We start from the raw sequence: 18291 nt of genomic DNA on the forward strand, positions 1-18291 counted from the left end.
AGTCCCGGGGGTTAACGTGGATTCTATCAAGCAGGCAATACAGCTTGCCAGAGCCTCTCGCGAAATCACAGCGCCGGATCACGGCGTGGAGCCGCATCGCGGCGTTCCCCCGAGCCGGCCCGCAGTGGCTCGGCTTAATGCCACTCATCTCGAGAAGATGCGTATTGTTGCCCATGGAAGCAATGATCCGAAGGGCCGCTATTACGACATGCTCCGTACTCAGATTCTTCAGGAGATGGACAAGAACGGTTGGCAGTTCCTTGCAGTGACGTCGCCTACGCCAAATTGCGGCAAGACGGTCACAGCCTGCAATCTGGCTCTCAGTATGGCGCGATTGCCGGAGCGGGCGGCTTTGCTCGTCGACATGGACATGCACAAGGCGAAAGTCGCTGAGTATCTCGGGTTGGAAGCTCGCAACAACATCTTGAGCGTATTGGAGGATCGCGCCACCGTTGGAGCGAGCATCGTGGAGGCGTGCGCCGGCCCGAACGAGATCGCCGTGTTGCCGGGCGCCGTATCGTCGGCAAGCGCTTCGGAATGGATAGCGTCCCAAACCATGGCAAACCTTTTGCAAGCCATCAAACGAGACTTTCGCTCCCGTGTCGTGATATTCGATCTTCCGCCGATGCTCGTCGGCAGCGATGTCATTTCGATCTTACCGCGCATGGATGCCGTGCTGCTGGTGGCCGGTGTCGGTACGACGACGCCGAATGACTTAAAAGCGTGCCAGAAGCACCTGCAGCGATCCAACCTCCTTCGAGTCGTCGTGAACAAGGTCACCGAGGCGACTGAAAGCTACTATTACGGCAATTACAGCACCTAACATGTGCCTTGCCGGAGCAATCCACTCGGGTCTGTTGCCATTGTGGCTACAGCATTTCCGGTTCTGATTGAATCAGAACCGAAGCTCTGGATTCTTGTTTTGACGCGTTTTCTTCACGCGAACCGGTGTCCACTTCGCTCGAAAACGTTCTAGAAGCGTAGTTCGGCGGGCAGAAAATCAGAGATGCTTGTTGCCGGTACGAAATATTTCGCGATGTCACGGATTTTGGGCTCGCCAGCGCCCATTCGGCGGCGCTCTGAAATTTTGCGACTCATGATGCCAAGTAAACAGCCGCTCTCAACATCGAATACGCCCGAGCCGGAATTTCCAGTATCAGCGACATCGCTAATGACGGTGCTAAAGCGACGCACATCGACGGGCAGTCGCTGTGGTGGCATTACATGAGAGTGCACTGCAGCCCCGGGAACAATGGTAACGACCTCCTCACCCGGGTATGACGATTTCGTGCACAAGCTCAGATGGCGTAGGCGGAGGCGCAGGGGAAGCAAGCGCTCGTCCACGCCGAGCAAGGTGATGTCTGTACCCTCGAAGCTGCCTTCCTTGATCGTGCGCGTTGAAAACTCCTGATCATTGATTGCGACCTTTGGGCGCGTCCACCACGTGTGGCCTGCGACATGCGCCGCGGTAATGAACACGCCCCGACCAAGATAGATTCCTGCGCCCGGACCCCAGCTTTGCATCGGCGTCTGGTGAATGTGAACAGCAAAGGCAAGTAAGCTTTCATCAAGCGGATCGGCGCCGGCCCGGCATTCCGATATCAAACTCGCGGCGCACAGGAACAGTGCGCATGCTGTGCAGCCCATATGGGCTAATATGTGCCGGCCAATCCGCAAAGGTTCACGTGCCAGTAAAGAACTTGAGCTCGTTTGGCGGAACTGCTGCCAACAGATCACGGATGAATTGATCCTGGATCTCAAACGATGCCTCCTCGGGAAGGCCAACCGTTGAAATGCGAATGAGGGCACCGTCCGGAATGATTCCATGCAGGCCATATTTCAGACGGATGATCTGGCGGTCGATCACGCCATTGGAAATGTCATTTCCAACTCGCATCCAGTAACTTATCGGCTCCAGGCGAGATTCTCGCTCGGCGATCAGCCGCGTCATTTTGATCGGTTTCGCGTCGCTGCGGTAATTCAGTGTCGCCTCGACCTTTCCGGAAACACGAAATCCTGCGGCGGTGTAGCACATTTCGGGCCGATGAGCCTTGAGGCGGTAGTTCTGGACCGGACCGTAGGCGACGAGGAGCATCACGATGTGCCCTTGGCCGTCAGTGTAGCCTCTGCCGACCTCTTGGCTATAGATGCGCGTCGAATTGGCGTCCGGCTCGACATAGGCTTCCGGGTCCGCAGGCGTGACCGGCGTTATTTCCGGGACGAAGCGCCAACGGCCAAATTGCTTCGGAATCACCTGTTCCAGGCTGGGTGAAGCCGAAGTGCGGGCCATCAGTTCCCGCGGTTCGAGCACTTTGGCCATTGCAGCGGCACCGAGAATGGCGAGCGACGCCAAAATGATGTTAACGCGTTGGCCCAGCATTGAAATGTCTCCAGCTCGAAGCAGCGGCTAATTGTTAGCAAAATCCATGTGAATGGCACAGAGCCAAGCTTGCAAATAAATACTATCAGGCACTAATTAGGGCGAATCTAGATTAATTTAAATAGCTAAATTAATATAACCGGGTGATTTCGGCGCGACGGACCTAATGGGCGCTCGACGTGGTCGTCGAAGTCAGTACATAAAGCGGCAACAGTGGGCACGCAGGGCCTGAGCGCGGGTCCATTCCGTACGGTAGCCCGGGGAGTGTTGGCAAATGGAATTTCTGCTCGGCGTATGTCCCCGAGTTGGTCGCGGACTGGCCGTCGCAGCTTGCTGCGTATTGGTGCTGGCTGCTTGCGCGCGTCGCAACAATGATCAAGCTGCAAGTAGTGGGCAGGTGGTTGCCCACGTCGGCGATGCGGTCATCACGACCCTGGAACTTGATAACGAGTTTCGTCGGGCGAATATTCCGCTCGCGCGGCAAAAGGACCCGGAGACGCTTCGCAAGATCTTGAGCGAGCTCGTGCTGCGGAAATATTTGGTGCGCCAAGCCGTCAACGCAAAGCTGGACCGTGAGCCCGGAGTTCTTCTGGACTTGCTGCGCGCCAGCGATCAAGTGCTGGCATCAGCGTATTTGGATCGGGCTGCCGCCGCCAAGCCCGCCGGTCAGGCGGATATCGATTCCTATATCGCCGACAATCCGCAAAAGTTTGCAAAGCGAGAGATGTTGAGCATCGATCAAATCGCGTTTCCCCTCAATGCGGAGAGCCAGTCGGTTGCGGACGCAAGCAAGGACGCTCGCTCGCTCGAAGAGATCGACCAAAAGCTCACCGAGGCCGGTGTTTCTCACATTCGCCAGGCAGCGTCGCTGCTAAGCCCGGATCTGACGGCGGATCTCGTAAGTCGAGTGCACGCGCGTCAGGCCGATGACGTTTTCTTCGTGCGGGCGGGCTCCAATGGCATTTATTTCAAGGTGGTCCGCGTCGAGCCGCGTCCGCTGACGGGGGAGGCCGCTGCGGAGCTTGCCCGTCAGGCCCTGAAGGCCGATACGTTGAAGGCGGAGGCTGGCGTGGCGGCATTTTCAGCCAATATCGAGGCCAAGTACGAGGGCGAATATGCTGGCATTATGGGGAAGTCCAGTGCCCCCGCCGACGCGAAGAACTGAACTATCATGATGATAATTTGACCTCCGGCTGATGCCTGGAATTTCGCACATGATCGAGATGGCTGCTGATGACGACCCTGTTTGACGTTGTCACCGTGACCTGTTTCATAGGCCTGGTCCTTGCCTGTTTCATCTTTACGGATCGAGATCCGAAGACCCTCGGCCAGATGCTGATTTCCGCGCTTGCATTTGCAGTCGCCAATCAGCTCGGTAATGCTGGCTGGACGATGCTCGCGGCGAGCCTTATCGTTGCGGGATCGGCCTATGCTGTGTTTGTGGTTCGAAGCTGAGCCTTTAGTTGTAGAGTTTCTCTGGCCAACCGCCCCAAAGGGGATCACATGACCATTTCGCAAGTCGCAGAGCCGATCCGTACTGACGTGTTAAAATCGCCGGTAGGAGTCGGGCTGCTCGGCTTGTCATGCGCGGTCGCCTATATCCCCACCCTCGTAAGCCTGATCAACGGGCCTTGGCAAACCGAGCAGGAAGGCCACGGCCCACTCATCATTGCGGCCTCCATCTGGCTTGCTTGGCAAGCCCGGCACCGCGTTCTGGGGGTTGCTACTCGTCCGGCATTGGGGGCCGGTTGGATCGTCTTGCTCGGCGGACTTGCGCTCATGTTTCTCGCGAGGACACAGGGCGTCCTAACGGTCGAAGCATTTTCGTTGTTGCCGGTCATTTGCGGCTGTGTGCTGCTGATCGGCGGCTGGCCAAAGCTGGGTGCGCTGGCATTTCCAATCGGCTTTTTGTTCTTTTTCGTTCCGATGCCAGATTGGCTGATCGATGCGGCGACAGTCCCGCTGAAGGTGATGATTTCCGACGCCGTCACACGCGTTCTTTACGAGGGTGGTTATCCGGTCGCCCAGAATGGCGTGGTGATCGTGATTGGGACGTATCAACTCCTGGTCAAGGACACCTGTTCCGGCATGAACTCGATCTTCGCCTTATCTGCGATAGGCGTGTTCTATGCCTACGCGTTTCGTTGGAACGACAAAGTGCGGAGCATCCTGCTTATCGCTGCGATCGTTCCGATCACCATTCTCGCCAACTTCGTGAGGGTGCTGACTTTGGTCTTGATCGCCTACTACGGCGGCGCCGATCTTTTGGAAGGGCCAATTCATGATTTCACGGGCATGGGCCTATTTGTCGTCGCCGTTATTCTACTGTTCCTGTTTGACGCGGTGCTTGGCGTCACGGCGCGGCTGATCCGATTTCGTTGAGCTCCCCACTACATGAGTCTCACATACGCGGTGCCTGATCTGCATGGTCGTCTCGATTTGTTCGAACGGGCGGTTGCTGCGATCCTCCGACATGCAAAAGCGACGTGTTGCAAGCTGATCACCTTGGGCGACTACGTCGACAGGGGACCGGAGAGCCGCCAGTTAGTCGAGCGCCTTTTGAATTGGCGGGAACCAACGCTGCGGCTGATCGCACTTAAGGGCAATCATGAGGCCATGATGTGGGAAGCCTGCAATGGCTTCTTGGAAATGGAGCGCTGGCTCGGCAATGGCGGGAAGGCAACGCTCGCATCTTACGGCGTCGACGCTCGACATGCACGAGATGCGATCCCCAAAGATCATCTGGCTTGGATCAATCTGCTGCCACTGATGCATGTCGATCGCGACCACATCTTCGTTCATGCGGCGGTCGATCCCAAGTTGGCGCTGGCTCAACAGAACGAGGCCACTCTGTTGTGGAAGCGATATCCGAGCGGATTTGAAAAGGGCCATGGCCGTCGTCATGTCGTGCATGGTCATGATGGTACCGCGGCTGCGCCGGTGGTGAGCGCCGGAAAATCCAATCTCGACGGGCTTGCATGGAAAACCGGCCGGTTGGTCGTCGGCATCTACGTCAATGGCCGACCCGGACCCGCGGCTGATTATCTTGACATAAGCGCATAGGCGACACCGCACCATCAGCTGAGGTCCCGCCGAACAGCGGAATGAGCTTGGCGACCTCGGTGTCGATGTTGTGGCGAGCAAGGACCCGTGTGCGAGCCGAGGTGCCGAGCTTGGCGAGCCGATCCGCATCCGCGTCGAGACAATCGCGCATGGCATCAGTCAATGCCTTTACGTCTCCGGCCGCGATCAGCCAGCCATGCTCGCCCGGCCGAATCAATTCCGGAATGCCCGCGACATAGGTACTGATCACAGGGCGGCGAAGCGCCATCGCTTCCATGATGACCACTGGCAATCCCTCAGCGAAGCTCGGCAAGACCAGGGCTCGCGCAGCCAGGATTTCGCTGCGAACCTGATCGCTGCTGATCCAACCTGTGATCCGAACTTTTTCTTGCAGACCATAACGGCCAATGAGTGCTTCCAGCTCATCCCGCATGTCCCCGTCGCCTGCAAGCACCAGTTCGAACCGGCGGCCTTCGTCCGAAAGACGGCGCGCCGCTTCTATCAGCAGCAATTGTCCCTTTTGCTCGCAGAGCCGCCCAACGCACACCAAGCGAAGCGCCGAGCAGGCGGGCGCCGCAGCGACGTCATGAAATGCGGGTTCCAAGCCGCAATGGACCACGTGAATCTTCGACCAGCTTTGTTGGCTGACCAGCCGCATCAGCTGGCTCCGCCCAAAAGAGCTCACCGCCACCACGCCGCTCGATCGCCGGATTTTCTCCGGCAGCGCAATAAAGCCTGGCTTGTCGAACTCTTCGGGTCCATGAACTGTGAAGCTAAACGGTGGGCCGCCGAGCTCGTGGACGAGCATGGCGACCTCTGCGGCATTTGTGCCAAAATGGGCGTGCAAATGCGTGACGTTTGCGGCTTCGAGCCGCCGCAGAACGTGGCAAGCCTCCAGCAAGTAAACCAGGTGGACCAGTAAAGGCCTTTCGGCGCGTCGTCCGATCACCCACACCAGGCGGAGCGCCTTGAGGAGAGCTCGGGGCCGGCTGGCTAGACACACCAGAAAGCTGCCCAGCAGCGGAATAGGCCCGCCACGCAGCACGTGGTGTGTGCGTTGGAGCTCTAACAGGTCGACTTCGCCGCGCTGCTCCTCGTCCCATCCGCGCAAGGCCAAACGCAGGATAGAAAGTCCGGCGCGCTCGAGCGCCAGAATTTCACGCCGGATGAAGCTGTGGCTGATGGCAGGATACCGGTTGATGAGATAGGCAACGCGCATGACCCCATTTTAATCCATTAATTCCGACCAGTTGGCACCATGTCAAATTAACGATAACACTGCCCGGGGGAGCATATGAACTGGGAAATATACTGAAACGGCTTGCATTTACCGCAGCGTTCCAATTCGCGATTGCACTTGACGGCATTTTTAGAGGCCATATCGTACGCTAGATTTAATTGCGTTGACCGCGAAACCGGGTTAATCCATCGACATAAATTCATTGATATACGTGCTGATGAATTATGTCGATAATCCTGCTGCTGATTGTGGCGCCGGCTGCTTTGCTGAGCATTCCTGCTGTTGTGCTCTTCGTCGAGGTCGTCGCAGCGTTTCTGCCAAAGCACGGTGAGGCACCAGCTGCGTCGTTGCGGTCGAAGCGGGTAGGCGTCGTCGTTCCCGCGCATGACGAAGGGCTTGGGCTGTTACCCACTCTCCACGACCTCCTTGGCCAAATCCGCTCAGGGGACCATGTTTTGGTGGTAGCCGACAATTGTTCGGATGATACAGCCGAGGTCGCCGCGACAGCGGGCGTTGAAGTCCTGGTTCGGCGGGACATGAGCCGAGTCGGAAAGGGATATGCCCTTGCGGCGGGTGTTGAGTATTTCGCGGCAGATCCGCCAGACTTTGTCGTCTTTTGCGATGCTGATTGTCGGCTGCAGGCAGATCTCATCGATCGACTGGTCGCGGAATGCGAGCGTTCGGGACGGCCTGTCCAGGCCTGCTATTTGATGAAGCAATCGGCCAAGTCTGCGGGCAATCAGTCATTGGCGAAATTTGCCTGGACGATGAAGAACCTGGTCCGGCCGCTCGGGTTGCGCAATTTGGGAGGACCCTGCCAGTTAATGGGCACTGGTATGATTTTTTCTTGGCAGACCATCCGGAACGCGCCGCTTTCGAGCGGAAACTTGGTCGAGGATCTGCAACTTGGCCTTGACCTCGCGGAGCGCGGCGCGCCGCCGCGCTTCCTCGCAGCAGGCGTGACAACGAGCGAGTTTCCGTCCTCGGAAAAGGGGGCCGATGACCAACGTCGTCGATGGGTTCAAGGCTATCTGACCACTGTGATCACTCATCTGCCGCGGCTCATGGTGCGTGCGGTGAGCCGCGCTGATTTGAATCTTCTTGTTCTTGCGCTCGACCTTGCTGTGCCACCCTTGGTTCTGTTTGCGATTCTGATCGTCGGGGCGTGGGTTCTGGCCTCGGCGGGAGTTGTTATGGGGCTACCCGCAACCACGCTAGTTCCGGCCACAGGGGATTTTCTACTGTTGACGCTAGCGCTTGCCCTCGCGTGGCTGCGGTTTGGGGCAACACGATCGCAATCCCGTGCCTTTTCGGCAATGGGCGCCGAGCTATGGGCGAGGTGTTTCATTTATCTGGAGTTCCTGCACGGACGGAGGGCTCTTCAGTGGGTTCGAACTGAGCGCAGCCCGGCAGCTCCCCAAACTGCTCAGCTCAAGATTTTGACGGGTCACTCTGACGTTGCCGAACCCAATTAGATTGTCCGTCAGCAAAGCATTGAGCTAGTCGCCAGCTAGGAATGGCATGCCATTTGCTGGTCCGCGCTCTGGCGCTTGGAAGCTAGAAATGAGGTGTCCGCAATGAAGGGCGCGAAGGGGATTGGCGGCAGGGCTTCGGCGACTAAGGATAAACCGTCCAAGACTGAAAAAACAAAAAACACGAAAATGATGGCTGCCGATCGGATTGCCGAACAGTACCTGGAAATCTTGCGGCTACGGGCCCAGGTCAGCGAAGTCGAGAGCCGACGAAATCCTGGGCAAAATTTATGACAAAGCGCTTTTTGACCTCCGCCTATCTTGCTCTGATTGTTGTGGCCATGGCTGGATGGGGGTGGGCGATTCTCTCTGGCCTTGAGTGGCTGTTGAACATTTAAATCCCGATCGGTCGGCAGTGAATTCCCGGCGACGGTCAACCCTCAGTTCTCGGGGCTTAAGGGTATCAGCGCTTTGGGGGCAATAGATGTCCGAGGAATTTTTGCGGATGGCCTTGGCGGCTCTTAATTCGTGGAAAGAGGACGCTGCGGACGAGCCAGAGGGCAGCGTGCTGACAGTGCGCGGTGGGACTGTGGCAAATGACCCTGAGCCCCAGGGGTCGCCCGAGCGGTTTGCAAGCAATGTGCTGGCTATTATGGCAAGGATCAAAGCTGCCTGATGGTTGCACTTCCCAAGCAGCGCCAAAATATCCTGTCATTCCCTTGACATCGGCCGCGGTGCGCCTTTTCATGGAAGGGCAGCGGCTCCGGGAAGCTACCGGGGGTTGCTGCGGCAATCTTGCTGCCCACGTCTAACCAATCCCGCAAAGGACAGGGAGCCGTGGAGATCGGGCGCTGCGTGTAAGGTCGTTGAACATGGGAGTAAGCCGAGACCGACGTCTCGATGAGATTGCGGATTTGCGACGCAAGCTTGCGATGGCTGCTCAACAGCTCGATGAGATTGAGGCACGTGCTCAACGCCGCATCCTCAGCGCAACTGACAGTAAGGATGGCCCCGAATCTTCCGGACCATTGGCGGATACTGAGACCAGATTTGCCGCACTGGTGGCCATCGGATTGTCTCGCCTCAGTTCGCGTCTGCCCTGAAAAACCGAAGTCGACGTGCCTCTCAAGGACGCTTGTCCGAGGCGGTAAGGTTGATTGCTTAGGTTAAACCGGGGAGCCGATTGATCCATCCGCGTGAGACGGTAGGTAAGCATGCTGTCGTACCAAGGGAGACGAGTCCTCGGCTTCCCAGGTTCGGACTAAGGCTTCAGGGGTGTCTCTTGAGCCTGTTGCCTGCTTGGAGTTGAACCATGCCGACTAAGGCTGCCGGAACCGGTAAAAGAACTCACTGCCACTCGGCCGAGACAGCCGGGGGCACGGGCGGCCTCGACAAGAGGTTGCCGCCGCACGCCCTCGCCCGAAGCTATGCGGAGGTGGTTAAATTGCGTGAGGAAGTGCGCCTCGCCGAGGCGCGGCGCGCCGCATCAACGACGCTACCTGCAGATCCGTCGGTTTGGGACGCCTGAGGTTCGCTGGAAGGACCCCAGAGTTGTCCGGCCATTGATCCCTTCCGCGACAGCTGGTGCGAGCGAACAAGTGCTGGGTTCTTCCAATGCGGCTCTCTAGCCTGAATCAGCTGATCGGCCCGCTGAGACCGACTGCTTCAGAGTTAAACGCGCCTCACCGACTTGGGGAAGAAGCGCGCGATCAAATCCGTATAGACATCGCGTCCGGTTAAACCTGCGAAATAACCGGCTTGCAGCGATACGATCAGAACGGAGAGATAGCCAAGCCTGGCGCCCTCGCCAAACAGGGCGTTAGCCGCGAGATAAATAGCAGCCTCAACAAGGGTGAGTAACGCTAGCACCACAACGTTGAAGTGAAGGCCGAATATAGCACCCGCAAGGCAGGCGAAGGCCAGTCCCATTGCCTGAGCTCCGTCGCTTAAAATAGTATATTGCGCCGCACGCCTTTTAATTTTAGTATGGGCGGTCTTAACAGTTAGTTAAATGCAAAATTGGTGATTCTCCAATTGCGCCTCTGTCGCTTGGCAGAGCAGATTCGTTGGTTGGCTTAAAATGGCCATGCAGTCCGATATCGATGACGCCGCCCGGCGTAGTGGTCGCGCTCATGCAGCGACTGTCTTTTCGGTTGATGCGGTCCCTTATTTTCTCGCCATGTCGGATGCCTTGATCATCCTGACAGCAAGCGCGGTGGGAGGGCTCGGCTACCACTTGGCGATCTCAAGTCCGATTCCGGACATCATGCCCTATTGCGCGCTCGGACTGTTCGCGAGTTTCATTTACATCCTCCGCATGAGCGGTGTCGGACATTACGAACTGTCCGAATCCGTAAGGCCCCGCGTCGAGATCGGTAGCATCCTGTTGTGCTGGATGAGCACGGGGCTGCTGCTGGCGTTTTTCGCCTTCCTGCTCAAGACCGGCGACGACTATTCGCGCGGCGCGTTTGTGCTTTTCTACCTTCTCGCGTCAATCGGGTTGCTGGGCGTGCGCAAGGGCGTCAAGGTGGTCCTCGGCGCGGCAGTGACACGACGTTCGCTCAGTCGGCAGGACTTGCTGCTGATCGGTGATGAGGCAGAGATCACGACCCTCGAGCCGCAGGACATGCTCACGTTCTTCGGCGCCGCCGATGTGAACCGCTTCGTCCTTAACGGGGGCTCCGGGGCATTCGCATGGAGTGATGCCGACGAGCGTGTGATCGAGCGCGTGATCAGCTACGTGCGCGCCCATGATTGTAGAGAGATAGCAATTGCAATGCCATGGGGGCAAACCGAGCGAATCGAATTGGTGCGCGACCGGATTAAGGCTTTGCCGATTGCAGCGCGGCTGTTACCGGACCGCCGGGTCCGCGCGCTGTCAAACTATACGTCATCGGCCCGGCAGCGGGTTCTAGCGATCGAGATTCAGCGTGCGCCGCTTAGCGCTGCGGAGCGATTTGCCAAGCGGACAACGGACTTGGTTGTCGGATCCGCGGCGCTCGTGGCGCTGCTTCCGGTCCTGGCGCTTACGGCGGTCGCCATAAAGCTCGATAGTCCGGGGCCGGTGATCTTCAGTCAGCGACGTAAGGGCTTCAATGGTCGGGAATTCGTGATGTGGAAATTCCGGACTATGACGGTCCAGGAGGATGGTGCCGTGGTGTCGCAGGCAACAAGGAACGACCCACGCGTCACGGCAATCGGCCGTCTGCTACGGTCCGCAAGCATTGACGAACTGCCCCAAATCATCAACGTTCTGTCGGGCGACATGTCGCTTATCGGTCCGCGGCCGCATGCAATCGCTCATGACGATTATTTCCAGAATTTGTTGGGCGACTACGCATTCCGCCATCATGTTAAGCCGGGTCTGACCGGCTGGGCGCAGTGTAATGGATCGCGCGGAGCCACCCCGTCCGTTGAAGACATTGCTGAGCGGGTTAAGCTCGATCTGTGGTACATTAACAATTGGAGCCTTTGGCTCGATATTCATATCCTGATCAAGACGGTTTTCGAAGTCGCGCGCCGGCGCAATGCCTACTAAGCGAAGAGTGGGAGCGGGAGCACTATTCAAGATTGCGTCGGGTGGTACTTCAACGCGACGGGATTGCGTTTGAAGAAACCGCCCGGGTGCAATGTCCCGCATCGGATCACGGATTGATTCGCTATCGATTTATGGATTCAGGCACGGATCGCCCATTTAATTCTTGGGTAAAGATCTGTACACAGCTGCAAATAGTGCTGTAAATTGAAACCCATAGGCTAGGCGCGCGCAGTGGTGGACTATGGCTGCCGGCTATGACATTTTTTTAAATCGATAAAAATTCGCGATTTTGCAGAAGCGGCTGCCATGATCAAGAAGAGCGACCTGGAAGCCATGACGGTGGATCAGCTGTGGCAGCTTCATGAAGAGCTCGGCGGGCTTTTGTCGGCGCGCCTGATCTCGGAGAAGCAAGAGCTCGAGAAGCGCCTTGCGCAGCTCCGTCGTGAGGAAAACGATGAGGAACTGGGAGAACCGGGTGAGGCGGAGAGCGCGGAGCGCCGGCCGCGTCGCGCCTATCCGCGCGTACTGCCTAAGTACCAGAATCCCGAAAATCCGACGGAAACTTGGTCTGGGCGCGGCAAGAAGCCCCGTTGGGTATCCGCCGCCTTGAACTCAGGCCACCAAATCGACGAATTTTTGATTGCGAGTGCGCCCATCGCGGCGAACGCAGGTAAGTAGAGATGCTCAAACGAATTGTGCTCCGCTGCGGCGGCATTACACTTGGATTTGCGCTCGCGCTTGTCGCTTGCACGGCTTTCGCTGCCGACAGCGGTCAAGCTTCTGCTGCCTCCCAGGCGGCGGTAGATGCGTGTTTCGCGGACTGCGCCAGTAGGGCCACTTCGTGCAAGCAGGTATGCCCGAATACTTTCGGCCTACCGTGCCAAACCGCTTGTGACAATCAATATAAGTCCTGCCGTGATGCTTGTCGCCCCCGTTAAATTGGCGCGCTTTTAAATATTAAATATAAAACTCGTGATTAAGCGCGCAGGGCTTCGCTCCTCGTCAATTAAGGCTGCATTAACCATATGCTTTTACCAAGTATTTACAGCCGGCAGTTCCGCCGGATGCTTATTTATTTATTGGGGGCCCGGCAGTGTTTCATTTGCGCCAATGCGCGAAGGGATTACCGAGCTACCTCCTTATTTTTCTTGCTTTGAGTGGCTGCAGCACCGGTCCTGCGAGCGTTGGTCTGACGGCCGGTTCTGCCGTATCGAGCCGTAACGATACGGCGCGATCGCTGGATGCGCTCGCCTATGGCCCGCTTGATCGCACGGCCGCCGTCGCATTGCCTTCGCCTTCGTCTCGGGCCGTTCCGATGGCCGAAACCGGCAGTGACCAGCTGATTGGGGTGCCCTTGCCGACGGGCAATCGCGTTACGAGCGATGGCAATATTGTTCTCAATCTCGCTGGCGTGCCGTTGCCGCAAGCCGCCAAGACGGTGCTTGGCGACCTTGTTGGTGTCAATTATGTCGTCGATCCGCGTGTTGATGGGGTGGTTACGGTTCAGACGACCAAGCCTGTTTCCAAGGCGGAGGCGCTGGAGATGTTTCAGGCTGCATTGGCGCCAGTCGGGGCCGCCTTGGTGGAAAATCGCGGTCTCTATCGGGTGCTGCCGGCGGATCAGGGGGCGACAGGCACGGTCACGACTGGCCGCATCTCACCTCCGGCGGTTGGCGGCAATGGAATGAGAGTCGTCCAATTGAAATACGTTGCCGCGACCGAAGTTGCCCGCGTGCTCGAGCCGATGGTGCCAAAGGGTGCGATTGTTCAGGCGGACGATGGGCGCAACATCTTGGCGTTGAAAGGGTCGCCCGCCGAAGTCGACAGCATGCTTGATACGATCTCGATATTCGACATCGACGTGATGCGGGGCATGTCGTTCGCCGTGGTGCCGGTCAAGACGCCGCAACCGGAGAAGTTGACGGACGAGCTCAAGGCAGTATTTGCGTCCGACAAGGAGGGGCCGCTCAAGGGGCGCGTACGCTTTATTGCCAACAGTCGGCTCGGCGCAATTCTGGTTGTGACGTCGCAGCAGGCCTACCTCGCGCGCGCGCAATCCTGGATTCGCCGGCTTGATACCAAGGCGGCCGGGGCCGAGCCCCAGTTGCATGTTTATCAGGTTCAGAATCGACCGGTGGGCGAAATCGCTTCGATCCTGCAGTCGATGTTCGCCGATGAGATTAAAGTGGTCAAACCGCGGAACGTGGCGCCGAAATCACAGCAGACCAGTATTGCCGCAAGTGATGCTGCGAGTGGTGTTCGGTCTGAAGGTGCCGCCTTCCAGGCGCAGCAGGCAGGATTTGCGCGATCGCCGGTTCAGGCCAACGCCCCGCAGAACACTGCGCGAATGCTTAACGCCGATCCCGATCCGCTTGCGGCAGAGTCCGTCAGCGCTGCTGCATCATCAGGAGGGCCGGAGCCTGGTCTCAAGATCGTTGCGGACGATGCCAAGAACTCGCTTGTCATTATGGCCAGCGATCGGGATTACCAGCGGGTTTTTCGAGTTATTCAAGATATCGACGTTGTCCCCAGTCAGGTTCTGATCGAGGCGGTGATTGCCGAGGTGAGTCTAAACGACGACCTGCAGTATGGTCTTGAATGGCAATTGCAGAAGAGTGGGACCCCGACCGCAAGTTTCTCCTCGCTTGCCAGCGGCGGCGTCGCGGCCGTATTTCCAGGATTCAACTACGCTTTCAACGCCGCAAGTATCGCGGCGACGCTACAGGCATTGAATTCTTTGACCAAGGTCAACGTTATCTCCACTCCATCACTGATGGTCCTCGATAATAAAACCGCAAGGCTTCAGATCGGTGATCAAGTTCCAATCACCACCCAAACTGCCACGAGTGTCGTGACGGCCCAGACCGCTATCGTTAATTCGATCACTATGCAGGATACCGGCGTGATCCTCTCAGTCACACCGCGCATCAACGAGAGCGGGCGCGTCCAGCTCGAGATCGAGCAAGAGGTCAGCAGCGTCGTCAAGACCACAACCTCCAACATCGACTCGCCAACTATCCAGCAGCGACGCGTTAAGACAACTGTTGTCGTGAATGACGGCGAGGTGTTGGCGCTCGGTGGAATGATTCAGGATCAATCCTCCAGGACGAGCACGCAGGTTCCTCTGCTGGGAGATATTCCCGGTTTGGGGGCGGCCTTCTCGAACAGGGATAATTCGGTCAACAAAACGGAATTGCTCATCTTGATTACACCGCGCGTGGTGCGGGATGGGACAGAAAGTCGCCTTGTTACAGAAGAATATCGTCGCAAGCTGAAGGTCTTCATGCCGCACCGCGGCGCACTGGACCATACGGCGGGGGCGACGCTGGTGCGGTTGTCGGGACAATGAATGCGCTGCTTAAATTTCGCCGGGCGCGAAGCGCTGTTGCGTTGATCGCGGCGCTTTTGCTCGACGGGTGCGTTACTTATCAGCCTCTGATTGTCGGCCCGGCACCACCGTACGCGTTATTGCCACCAGACGAGCTCATGAGTTGTGAGGCGATGACCGCATCATTCATGTTTGCCGCCAAGCGAGCCGCACGTATTGAGTTTTGGATGGAGGTTGGCCCGCTGCCGGGCTATGGCAATGATATGTTCGGCGTGGATGCTCCGAGCGAGCTCGTGGCCGAGCGGCAGCGCTTCGACGCCTTGACTGATCTCCAGCGTATGCGCGGATGTCCGGTGATGGATCCAGAACCGGCCGTTGTCTATGAGCGCCAGAAACTGGAGGAGGCCGCGCGCAGCAAAGGTCCACCCCTCAAGGTCAAGGGATGATGGCCGGATTTCAGCTCCGTGCCTCCATTGCAGCAAGACAGGGGCGGAGATCGCCGGGATCATAAATTGGCGCGGGGCTGTCTGCGTCACTCCGGCGCCATTCGCGAATGACGAAGGGACGTCCGTTTTCTGCGCGCGGCGAGATCAATGCCTCCCGTATGAAACGTGCAGGACCGACAACGGTATCTGCGCGGATGGTGATATCTCCATCGCCCCGGCTTTGCGCAGCGCTGGGCTTTTCGAGCTGAAGCATTTCGCGCAACTCCTTCGAAGCGGCGCCCGCGTCGGGCTCGGACCGGCGGGAACGTACGGTGACGAAGGGGAGGGCCGCACGGAATAGTTCGGGACCCACACCCGGAATGCGGTCGAGCTCCAGGATGCTTTGGAAGCCTCCTCTTCGCGCGGTGGCCTGCGGGGAGTCACCTTGCTTAGGACCACGAAAAGCCATGATGGACGCCGCGATGCGCTCACCGGCTGCGCGCTCGCCGGCGAGCGCGGCAAAGAAGTTGGCGAGCATCTGTGCTGAACTTGCGTTGAGGTCGACCTTACCATTCTCTTGGCTGACGGTGATCTCCACTTGCTCGCCGCCGGGCATGCGGCACTGGAGGGGATACGGGGACGTGCCGGCGGGCGGTGGCGTGAGGGTGATCAAGATGGCAAGATTGACCGCACTTTCGGCAGCCGCTGCGGCGCGCTCGCTCGCGGCGAAACTCGCCTCGCTTCGGCTGCGATAGCGGGCGCCGACCAGGACGGCTGCGCTGAGCAAAGCGATCAGCCCAAGCGTCCAGACCACCGTAACGAGGGCAAATCCTGCCGCGCCGTGCCGAGGTCGATACCCAATTGGTCCTGGGCGAGAAGCGCCGGCCACTTTCGGACCTCACGGCATGAAAAAATCGCAGTGTTTTCGTCAACGCGGGTGAACGTGCGCTAGACCTGTTTTTAACTTAGACAAAAATGCCGAACAAATCCTCAATCAGGTTGCATTAACCGAATTCGCATATAATCGCGGCGCTGGACTTAATATCTTTTCCGGTGATCGATGGTCATGCCTGCCCCGCTTGCGGTCTCGCCGAGCCTGGTGACGCCTCGTCCGTTTCAGCCGCGACCGGGACCGGCGGACAACGGGTTTGCGGACGCGTTTTCCGAGTGTCTCCTCGCTCAAGGTCTGATCGATGCGGGCGCGGTAGCTCGTGCGCGCCGGGCTGCCGAAGCAACAGCCGAGAGGCTCGATCACGTCCTGGTCAAGCTGGGGCTCATCGCTGAGGCTGACCTCGCCGCCGCTTATGCGGCCTATTGCGATCTGCCGCTTCTGACAGGTCGCGACATTCCCGACCAGCCGATAATGGCGGACCGACTCAAGCTCAGCTTTCTCAAAGCCAACCGTCTTCTCCCGATTAGCTGCGCCGCCGACCTCCTGGTGCTTGCTTCTGTCGATCCATTTGTCGACGAGCTGGCGCGCGCCGTAAGCTATATGCTCGATCTGCGGGTGGAACTCGCCATCCTCCCGCCAGCCGCCATGGAAGAGGCGATGCGTCGTCTCCATGGTGAGATCGGCCTCGAGGCTCGCAGGGACGTTGAACATGTCGCGGCGCTCGTTGCAGGCGACGGAGGAGATCTCGATCTCGATCGGTTGCGTGATATCGCCAACGAGGCGCCCGTTATTCGGCTGGTTAATCAGATCATTGCCCGCGCCGTCGAACGTCGGGCCTCCGACATCCACATCGAGCCCGGTCCCGAGGCAATCGCAATCCGTTATCGCATCGACGGATTTCTACAACATGAGAAAGCCGCGCCGGCGCCGTTGCGAGCAGCGTTGACGACCCGCATCAAGATCATGGCCAAGCTCGACATTGCCGAGCGGCGCATGCCGCAGGATGGTCGCATCAAGACAGCGGTGCGCGGTGTTGAGATCGACATCCGTGTCGCAACGCTGCCAACGGTTCTCGGCGAGAGCATCGTGATGCGCATTCTGGACCGCTCCCGCGTCGAGCTCGACTTCGACAAGCTTGGGCTCGACGCGATCACGAGAGGTCGTCTCGACCACCTGATGGCGCTGCCCAACGGCATCGTTCTTGTGACCGGACCGACAGGTAGCGGCAAGACGACGACTCTCTACACCGGCTTAAAGCAGCTCAATCGGCCGGAACTGAAGCTGTTTACGGTCGAGGATCCGGTCGAGTACCAGTTGTCTGGCATCAACCAGATCCAGGTGCATCCGGCGACCGGATTTGATTTTCCGGTCGCGCTGCGCTCGATTCTGCGCCAGGATCCGGACGTCATCATGATCGGAGAAATTCGTGATCTGGAGACCGCGCGGATTGCGATCCAGGCCTCCCTCACGGGCCATCTGGTCTTCTCGACCCTGCACACCAACAGCGCCGTTGCGGCGATTACCCGGCTTGTCGACCTTGGTCTCGAACGGTTCCTGCTCGCCTCCACGATCTCAGGAGTGATGGCGCAGCGGCTGGTGCGCAGGCTTTGTCCGCAATGCGCGAGGCCGCATTCCGATAGGCGCAGGTTGTCCGAGCAAATGCTGATGGCAATGCCGGGCACCTCGTTTGACCTCGCGCAGACGCGCGAGCCGGTTGGTTGCGAGGCTTGCAGCAACACTGGCTATCATGGCCGCACAATGATTTGCGAGTTGCTGGTGATTGACGATGGCATTCGGGAGGTGATCGGGCGCCGCAGCCAGGATCAGCACAGCATGGAGGCGTTGGCGCGCAAGTCTGGTTTCCGCTCCTTGTTTGAAGATGGCATCATCAAGGTGCTGGCCGGCGAGACGGCGCTCGACGAGGTGTTGCGAGTGACCAGGGTAACTTAGCGA

Annotated in this window: 18 protein-coding genes; 13 read left to right on the forward strand and 5 right to left on the reverse strand. The window is 58.3% G+C overall.

Features of this window, described 5'->3' with window-relative positions; translation table 11 throughout:
* The first annotated feature begins 16 nt into the window (after positions 1-16).
* Positions 17-823: a CpsD/CapB family tyrosine-protein kinase gene (locus A3AI_RS0114240; protein WP_024516232.1), complete on the forward strand. Its 807-nt coding sequence runs from the start codon at positions 17-19 to the stop codon at positions 821-823.
* A 149-nt stretch (positions 824-972) separates the two neighbouring features.
* On the opposite strand, the gene A3AI_RS0114245 is transcribed toward A3AI_RS0114240, so the two are convergent.
* A complete protein-coding gene (locus A3AI_RS0114245) occupies positions 973-1761 on the reverse strand; it encodes a hypothetical protein (protein WP_198030112.1) in 789 nt (262 codons plus the stop codon).
* The gene (epsI, locus tag A3AI_RS0114250) at positions 1682-2380 is read right to left on the reverse strand and encodes an exosortase-associated protein EpsI, V-type (protein ID WP_024516234.1); all 699 of its coding nucleotides are present in this window, start codon (positions 2378-2380) and stop codon (positions 1682-1684) included. The genes A3AI_RS0114245 and epsI overlap by 80 nt, the downstream gene beginning before the upstream one ends.
* 274 nt (positions 2381-2654) lie before the next feature.
* Between epsI and A3AI_RS0114255 the strand changes: the two genes are divergently transcribed.
* The 4 genes from A3AI_RS0114255 to A3AI_RS0114270 all read left to right on the forward strand — a co-directional run bounded on the left by A3AI_RS0114255 (position 2655) and on the right by A3AI_RS0114270 (position 5443).
* The gene (locus A3AI_RS0114255; protein WP_036048276.1) at positions 2655-3545 is read left to right on the forward strand and encodes a hypothetical protein; all 891 of its coding nucleotides are present in this window, start codon (positions 2655-2657) and stop codon (positions 3543-3545) included.
* Positions 3546-3613: 68 nt separating this feature from the next.
* Positions 3614-3835: an XrtV sorting system accessory protein gene (locus A3AI_RS0114260; RefSeq protein ID WP_024516236.1), complete on the forward strand. Its 222-nt coding sequence runs from the start codon at positions 3614-3616 to the stop codon at positions 3833-3835.
* Positions 3836-3883: 48 nt separating this feature from the next.
* Positions 3884-4762: an exosortase gene (xrt, locus tag A3AI_RS42705; protein WP_024516237.1), complete on the forward strand. Its 879-nt coding sequence runs from the start codon at positions 3884-3886 to the stop codon at positions 4760-4762.
* Between the two features lie 30 nt (positions 4763-4792).
* On the forward strand, positions 4793-5443 hold the full coding sequence (locus A3AI_RS0114270) for a metallophosphoesterase (protein WP_198030113.1): 651 nt from the start codon (positions 4793-4795) through the stop codon (positions 5441-5443).
* Here the strand turns inward: A3AI_RS0114270 and A3AI_RS0114275 are convergent.
* Entirely contained in the window at positions 5394-6662 is a 1269-nt protein-coding gene (locus A3AI_RS0114275; RefSeq protein WP_024516239.1) for a glycosyltransferase family 4 protein, read from the reverse strand. The two genes, A3AI_RS0114270 and A3AI_RS0114275, sit on opposite strands and share 50 nt — an antisense overlap.
* Before the next feature lie 245 nt (positions 6663-6907).
* Here A3AI_RS0114275 and A3AI_RS0114280 point away from each other — a divergent pair, with 245 nt between their 5' ends.
* The 3 genes from A3AI_RS0114280 to A3AI_RS0114290 all read left to right on the forward strand — a co-directional run bounded on the left by A3AI_RS0114280 (position 6908) and on the right by A3AI_RS0114290 (position 8831).
* The gene (locus A3AI_RS0114280; protein ID WP_051382395.1) at positions 6908-8158 is read left to right on the forward strand and encodes a glycosyltransferase family 2 protein; all 1251 of its coding nucleotides are present in this window, start codon (positions 6908-6910) and stop codon (positions 8156-8158) included.
* A 102-nt stretch (positions 8159-8260) separates the two neighbouring features.
* Entirely contained in the window at positions 8261-8449 is a 189-nt protein-coding gene (locus A3AI_RS0114285) for a hypothetical protein (protein ID WP_024516241.1), read from the forward strand.
* Between the two features lie 190 nt (positions 8450-8639).
* Positions 8640-8831, forward strand: a complete 192-nt coding sequence (locus A3AI_RS0114290; RefSeq protein ID WP_024516242.1) for a hypothetical protein — start codon at positions 8640-8642, stop codon at positions 8829-8831.
* 995 nt (positions 8832-9826) lie between these two features.
* Here the strand turns inward: A3AI_RS0114290 and A3AI_RS0114295 are convergent.
* Positions 9827-10084: a hypothetical protein gene (locus A3AI_RS0114295; protein WP_024516243.1), complete on the reverse strand. Its 258-nt coding sequence runs from the start codon at positions 10082-10084 to the stop codon at positions 9827-9829.
* 151 nt (positions 10085-10235) lie between these two features.
* Between A3AI_RS0114295 and A3AI_RS0114300 the strand changes: the two genes are divergently transcribed.
* The 4 genes from A3AI_RS0114300 to A3AI_RS47515 all read left to right on the forward strand — a co-directional run bounded on the left by A3AI_RS0114300 (position 10236) and on the right by A3AI_RS47515 (position 15467).
* Entirely contained in the window at positions 10236-11693 is a 1458-nt protein-coding gene (locus A3AI_RS0114300; RefSeq protein ID WP_024516244.1) for an undecaprenyl-phosphate glucose phosphotransferase, read from the forward strand.
* A 306-nt stretch (positions 11694-11999) separates the two neighbouring features.
* The gene (locus A3AI_RS0114305) at positions 12000-12371 is read left to right on the forward strand and encodes an H-NS histone family protein (RefSeq protein ID WP_024516245.1); all 372 of its coding nucleotides are present in this window, start codon (positions 12000-12002) and stop codon (positions 12369-12371) included.
* A 637-nt stretch (positions 12372-13008) separates the two neighbouring features.
* Positions 13009-15042, forward strand: a complete 2034-nt coding sequence (gene gspD, locus A3AI_RS0114310) for a type II secretion system secretin GspD (protein WP_024516246.1) — start codon at positions 13009-13011, stop codon at positions 15040-15042.
* Complete coding sequence (locus A3AI_RS47515) at positions 15039-15467, forward strand: hypothetical protein (protein WP_156927776.1); 429 nt, start codon at positions 15039-15041, stop codon at positions 15465-15467. Before gspD ends, A3AI_RS47515 begins: the two co-directional genes overlap by 4 nt.
* Before the next feature lie 10 nt (positions 15468-15477).
* Here the strand turns inward: A3AI_RS47515 and A3AI_RS0114320 are convergent, their stop codons facing one another.
* Positions 15478-16260 carry a ComEA family DNA-binding protein gene (locus A3AI_RS0114320; RefSeq protein WP_024516248.1) on the reverse strand — a complete coding sequence of 261 codons (783 nt, stop codon included), beginning with the start codon at positions 16258-16260 and terminating at the stop codon, positions 15478-15480.
* 252 nt (positions 16261-16512) lie between these two features.
* Between A3AI_RS0114320 and A3AI_RS0114325 the strand changes: the two genes are divergently transcribed.
* The gene (locus A3AI_RS0114325) at positions 16513-18288 is read left to right on the forward strand and encodes a GspE/PulE family protein (protein WP_198030114.1); all 1776 of its coding nucleotides are present in this window, start codon (positions 16513-16515) and stop codon (positions 18286-18288) included.
* Positions 18289-18291 lie beyond the last annotated feature (3 nt).

Source organism: Bradyrhizobium sp. Tv2a-2 (assembly GCF_000472425.1).
GTDB lineage: Bacteria > Pseudomonadota > Alphaproteobacteria > Rhizobiales > Xanthobacteraceae > Bradyrhizobium.

What these genes read in the sequence shown, in the direction of transcription:
- epsI (WP_024516234.1), bottom strand. Translation starts at nt 2,380, where the DNA reads ATGCTGGGCCAACGCGTTAACATCATTTTGGCGTCGCTCGCCATTCTC.
- A3AI_RS0114255 (WP_036048276.1), top strand. Translation starts at nt 2,655, where the DNA reads ATGGAATTTCTGCTCGGCGTATGTCCCCGAGTTGGTCGCGGACTGGCC.
- A3AI_RS0114260 (WP_024516236.1), top strand. Translation starts at nt 3,614, where the DNA reads ATGACGACCCTGTTTGACGTTGTCACCGTGACCTGTTTCATAGGCCTG.
- xrt (WP_024516237.1), top strand. Translation starts at nt 3,884, where the DNA reads ATGACCATTTCGCAAGTCGCAGAGCCGATCCGTACTGACGTGTTAAAA.
- A3AI_RS0114275 (WP_024516239.1), bottom strand. Translation starts at nt 6,662, where the DNA reads ATGCGCGTTGCCTATCTCATCAACCGGTATCCTGCCATCAGCCACAGC.
- A3AI_RS0114280 (WP_051382395.1), top strand. Translation starts at nt 6,908, where the DNA reads ATGTCGATAATCCTGCTGCTGATTGTGGCGCCGGCTGCTTTGCTGAGC.
- A3AI_RS0114285 (WP_024516241.1), top strand. Translation starts at nt 8,261, where the DNA reads ATGAAGGGCGCGAAGGGGATTGGCGGCAGGGCTTCGGCGACTAAGGAT.
- A3AI_RS0114290 (WP_024516242.1), top strand. Translation starts at nt 8,640, where the DNA reads ATGTCCGAGGAATTTTTGCGGATGGCCTTGGCGGCTCTTAATTCGTGG.
- A3AI_RS0114295 (WP_024516243.1), bottom strand. Translation starts at nt 10,084, where the DNA reads ATGGGACTGGCCTTCGCCTGCCTTGCGGGTGCTATATTCGGCCTTCAC.
- A3AI_RS0114300 (WP_024516244.1), top strand. Translation starts at nt 10,236, where the DNA reads ATGGCCATGCAGTCCGATATCGATGACGCCGCCCGGCGTAGTGGTCGC.
- A3AI_RS0114305 (WP_024516245.1), top strand. Translation starts at nt 12,000, where the DNA reads ATGATCAAGAAGAGCGACCTGGAAGCCATGACGGTGGATCAGCTGTGG.
- gspD (WP_024516246.1), top strand. Translation starts at nt 13,009, where the DNA reads ATGGCCGAAACCGGCAGTGACCAGCTGATTGGGGTGCCCTTGCCGACG.
- A3AI_RS47515 (WP_156927776.1), top strand. Translation starts at nt 15,039, where the DNA reads ATGAATGCGCTGCTTAAATTTCGCCGGGCGCGAAGCGCTGTTGCGTTG.
- A3AI_RS0114325 (WP_198030114.1), top strand. Translation starts at nt 16,513, where the DNA reads ATGCCTGCCCCGCTTGCGGTCTCGCCGAGCCTGGTGACGCCTCGTCCG.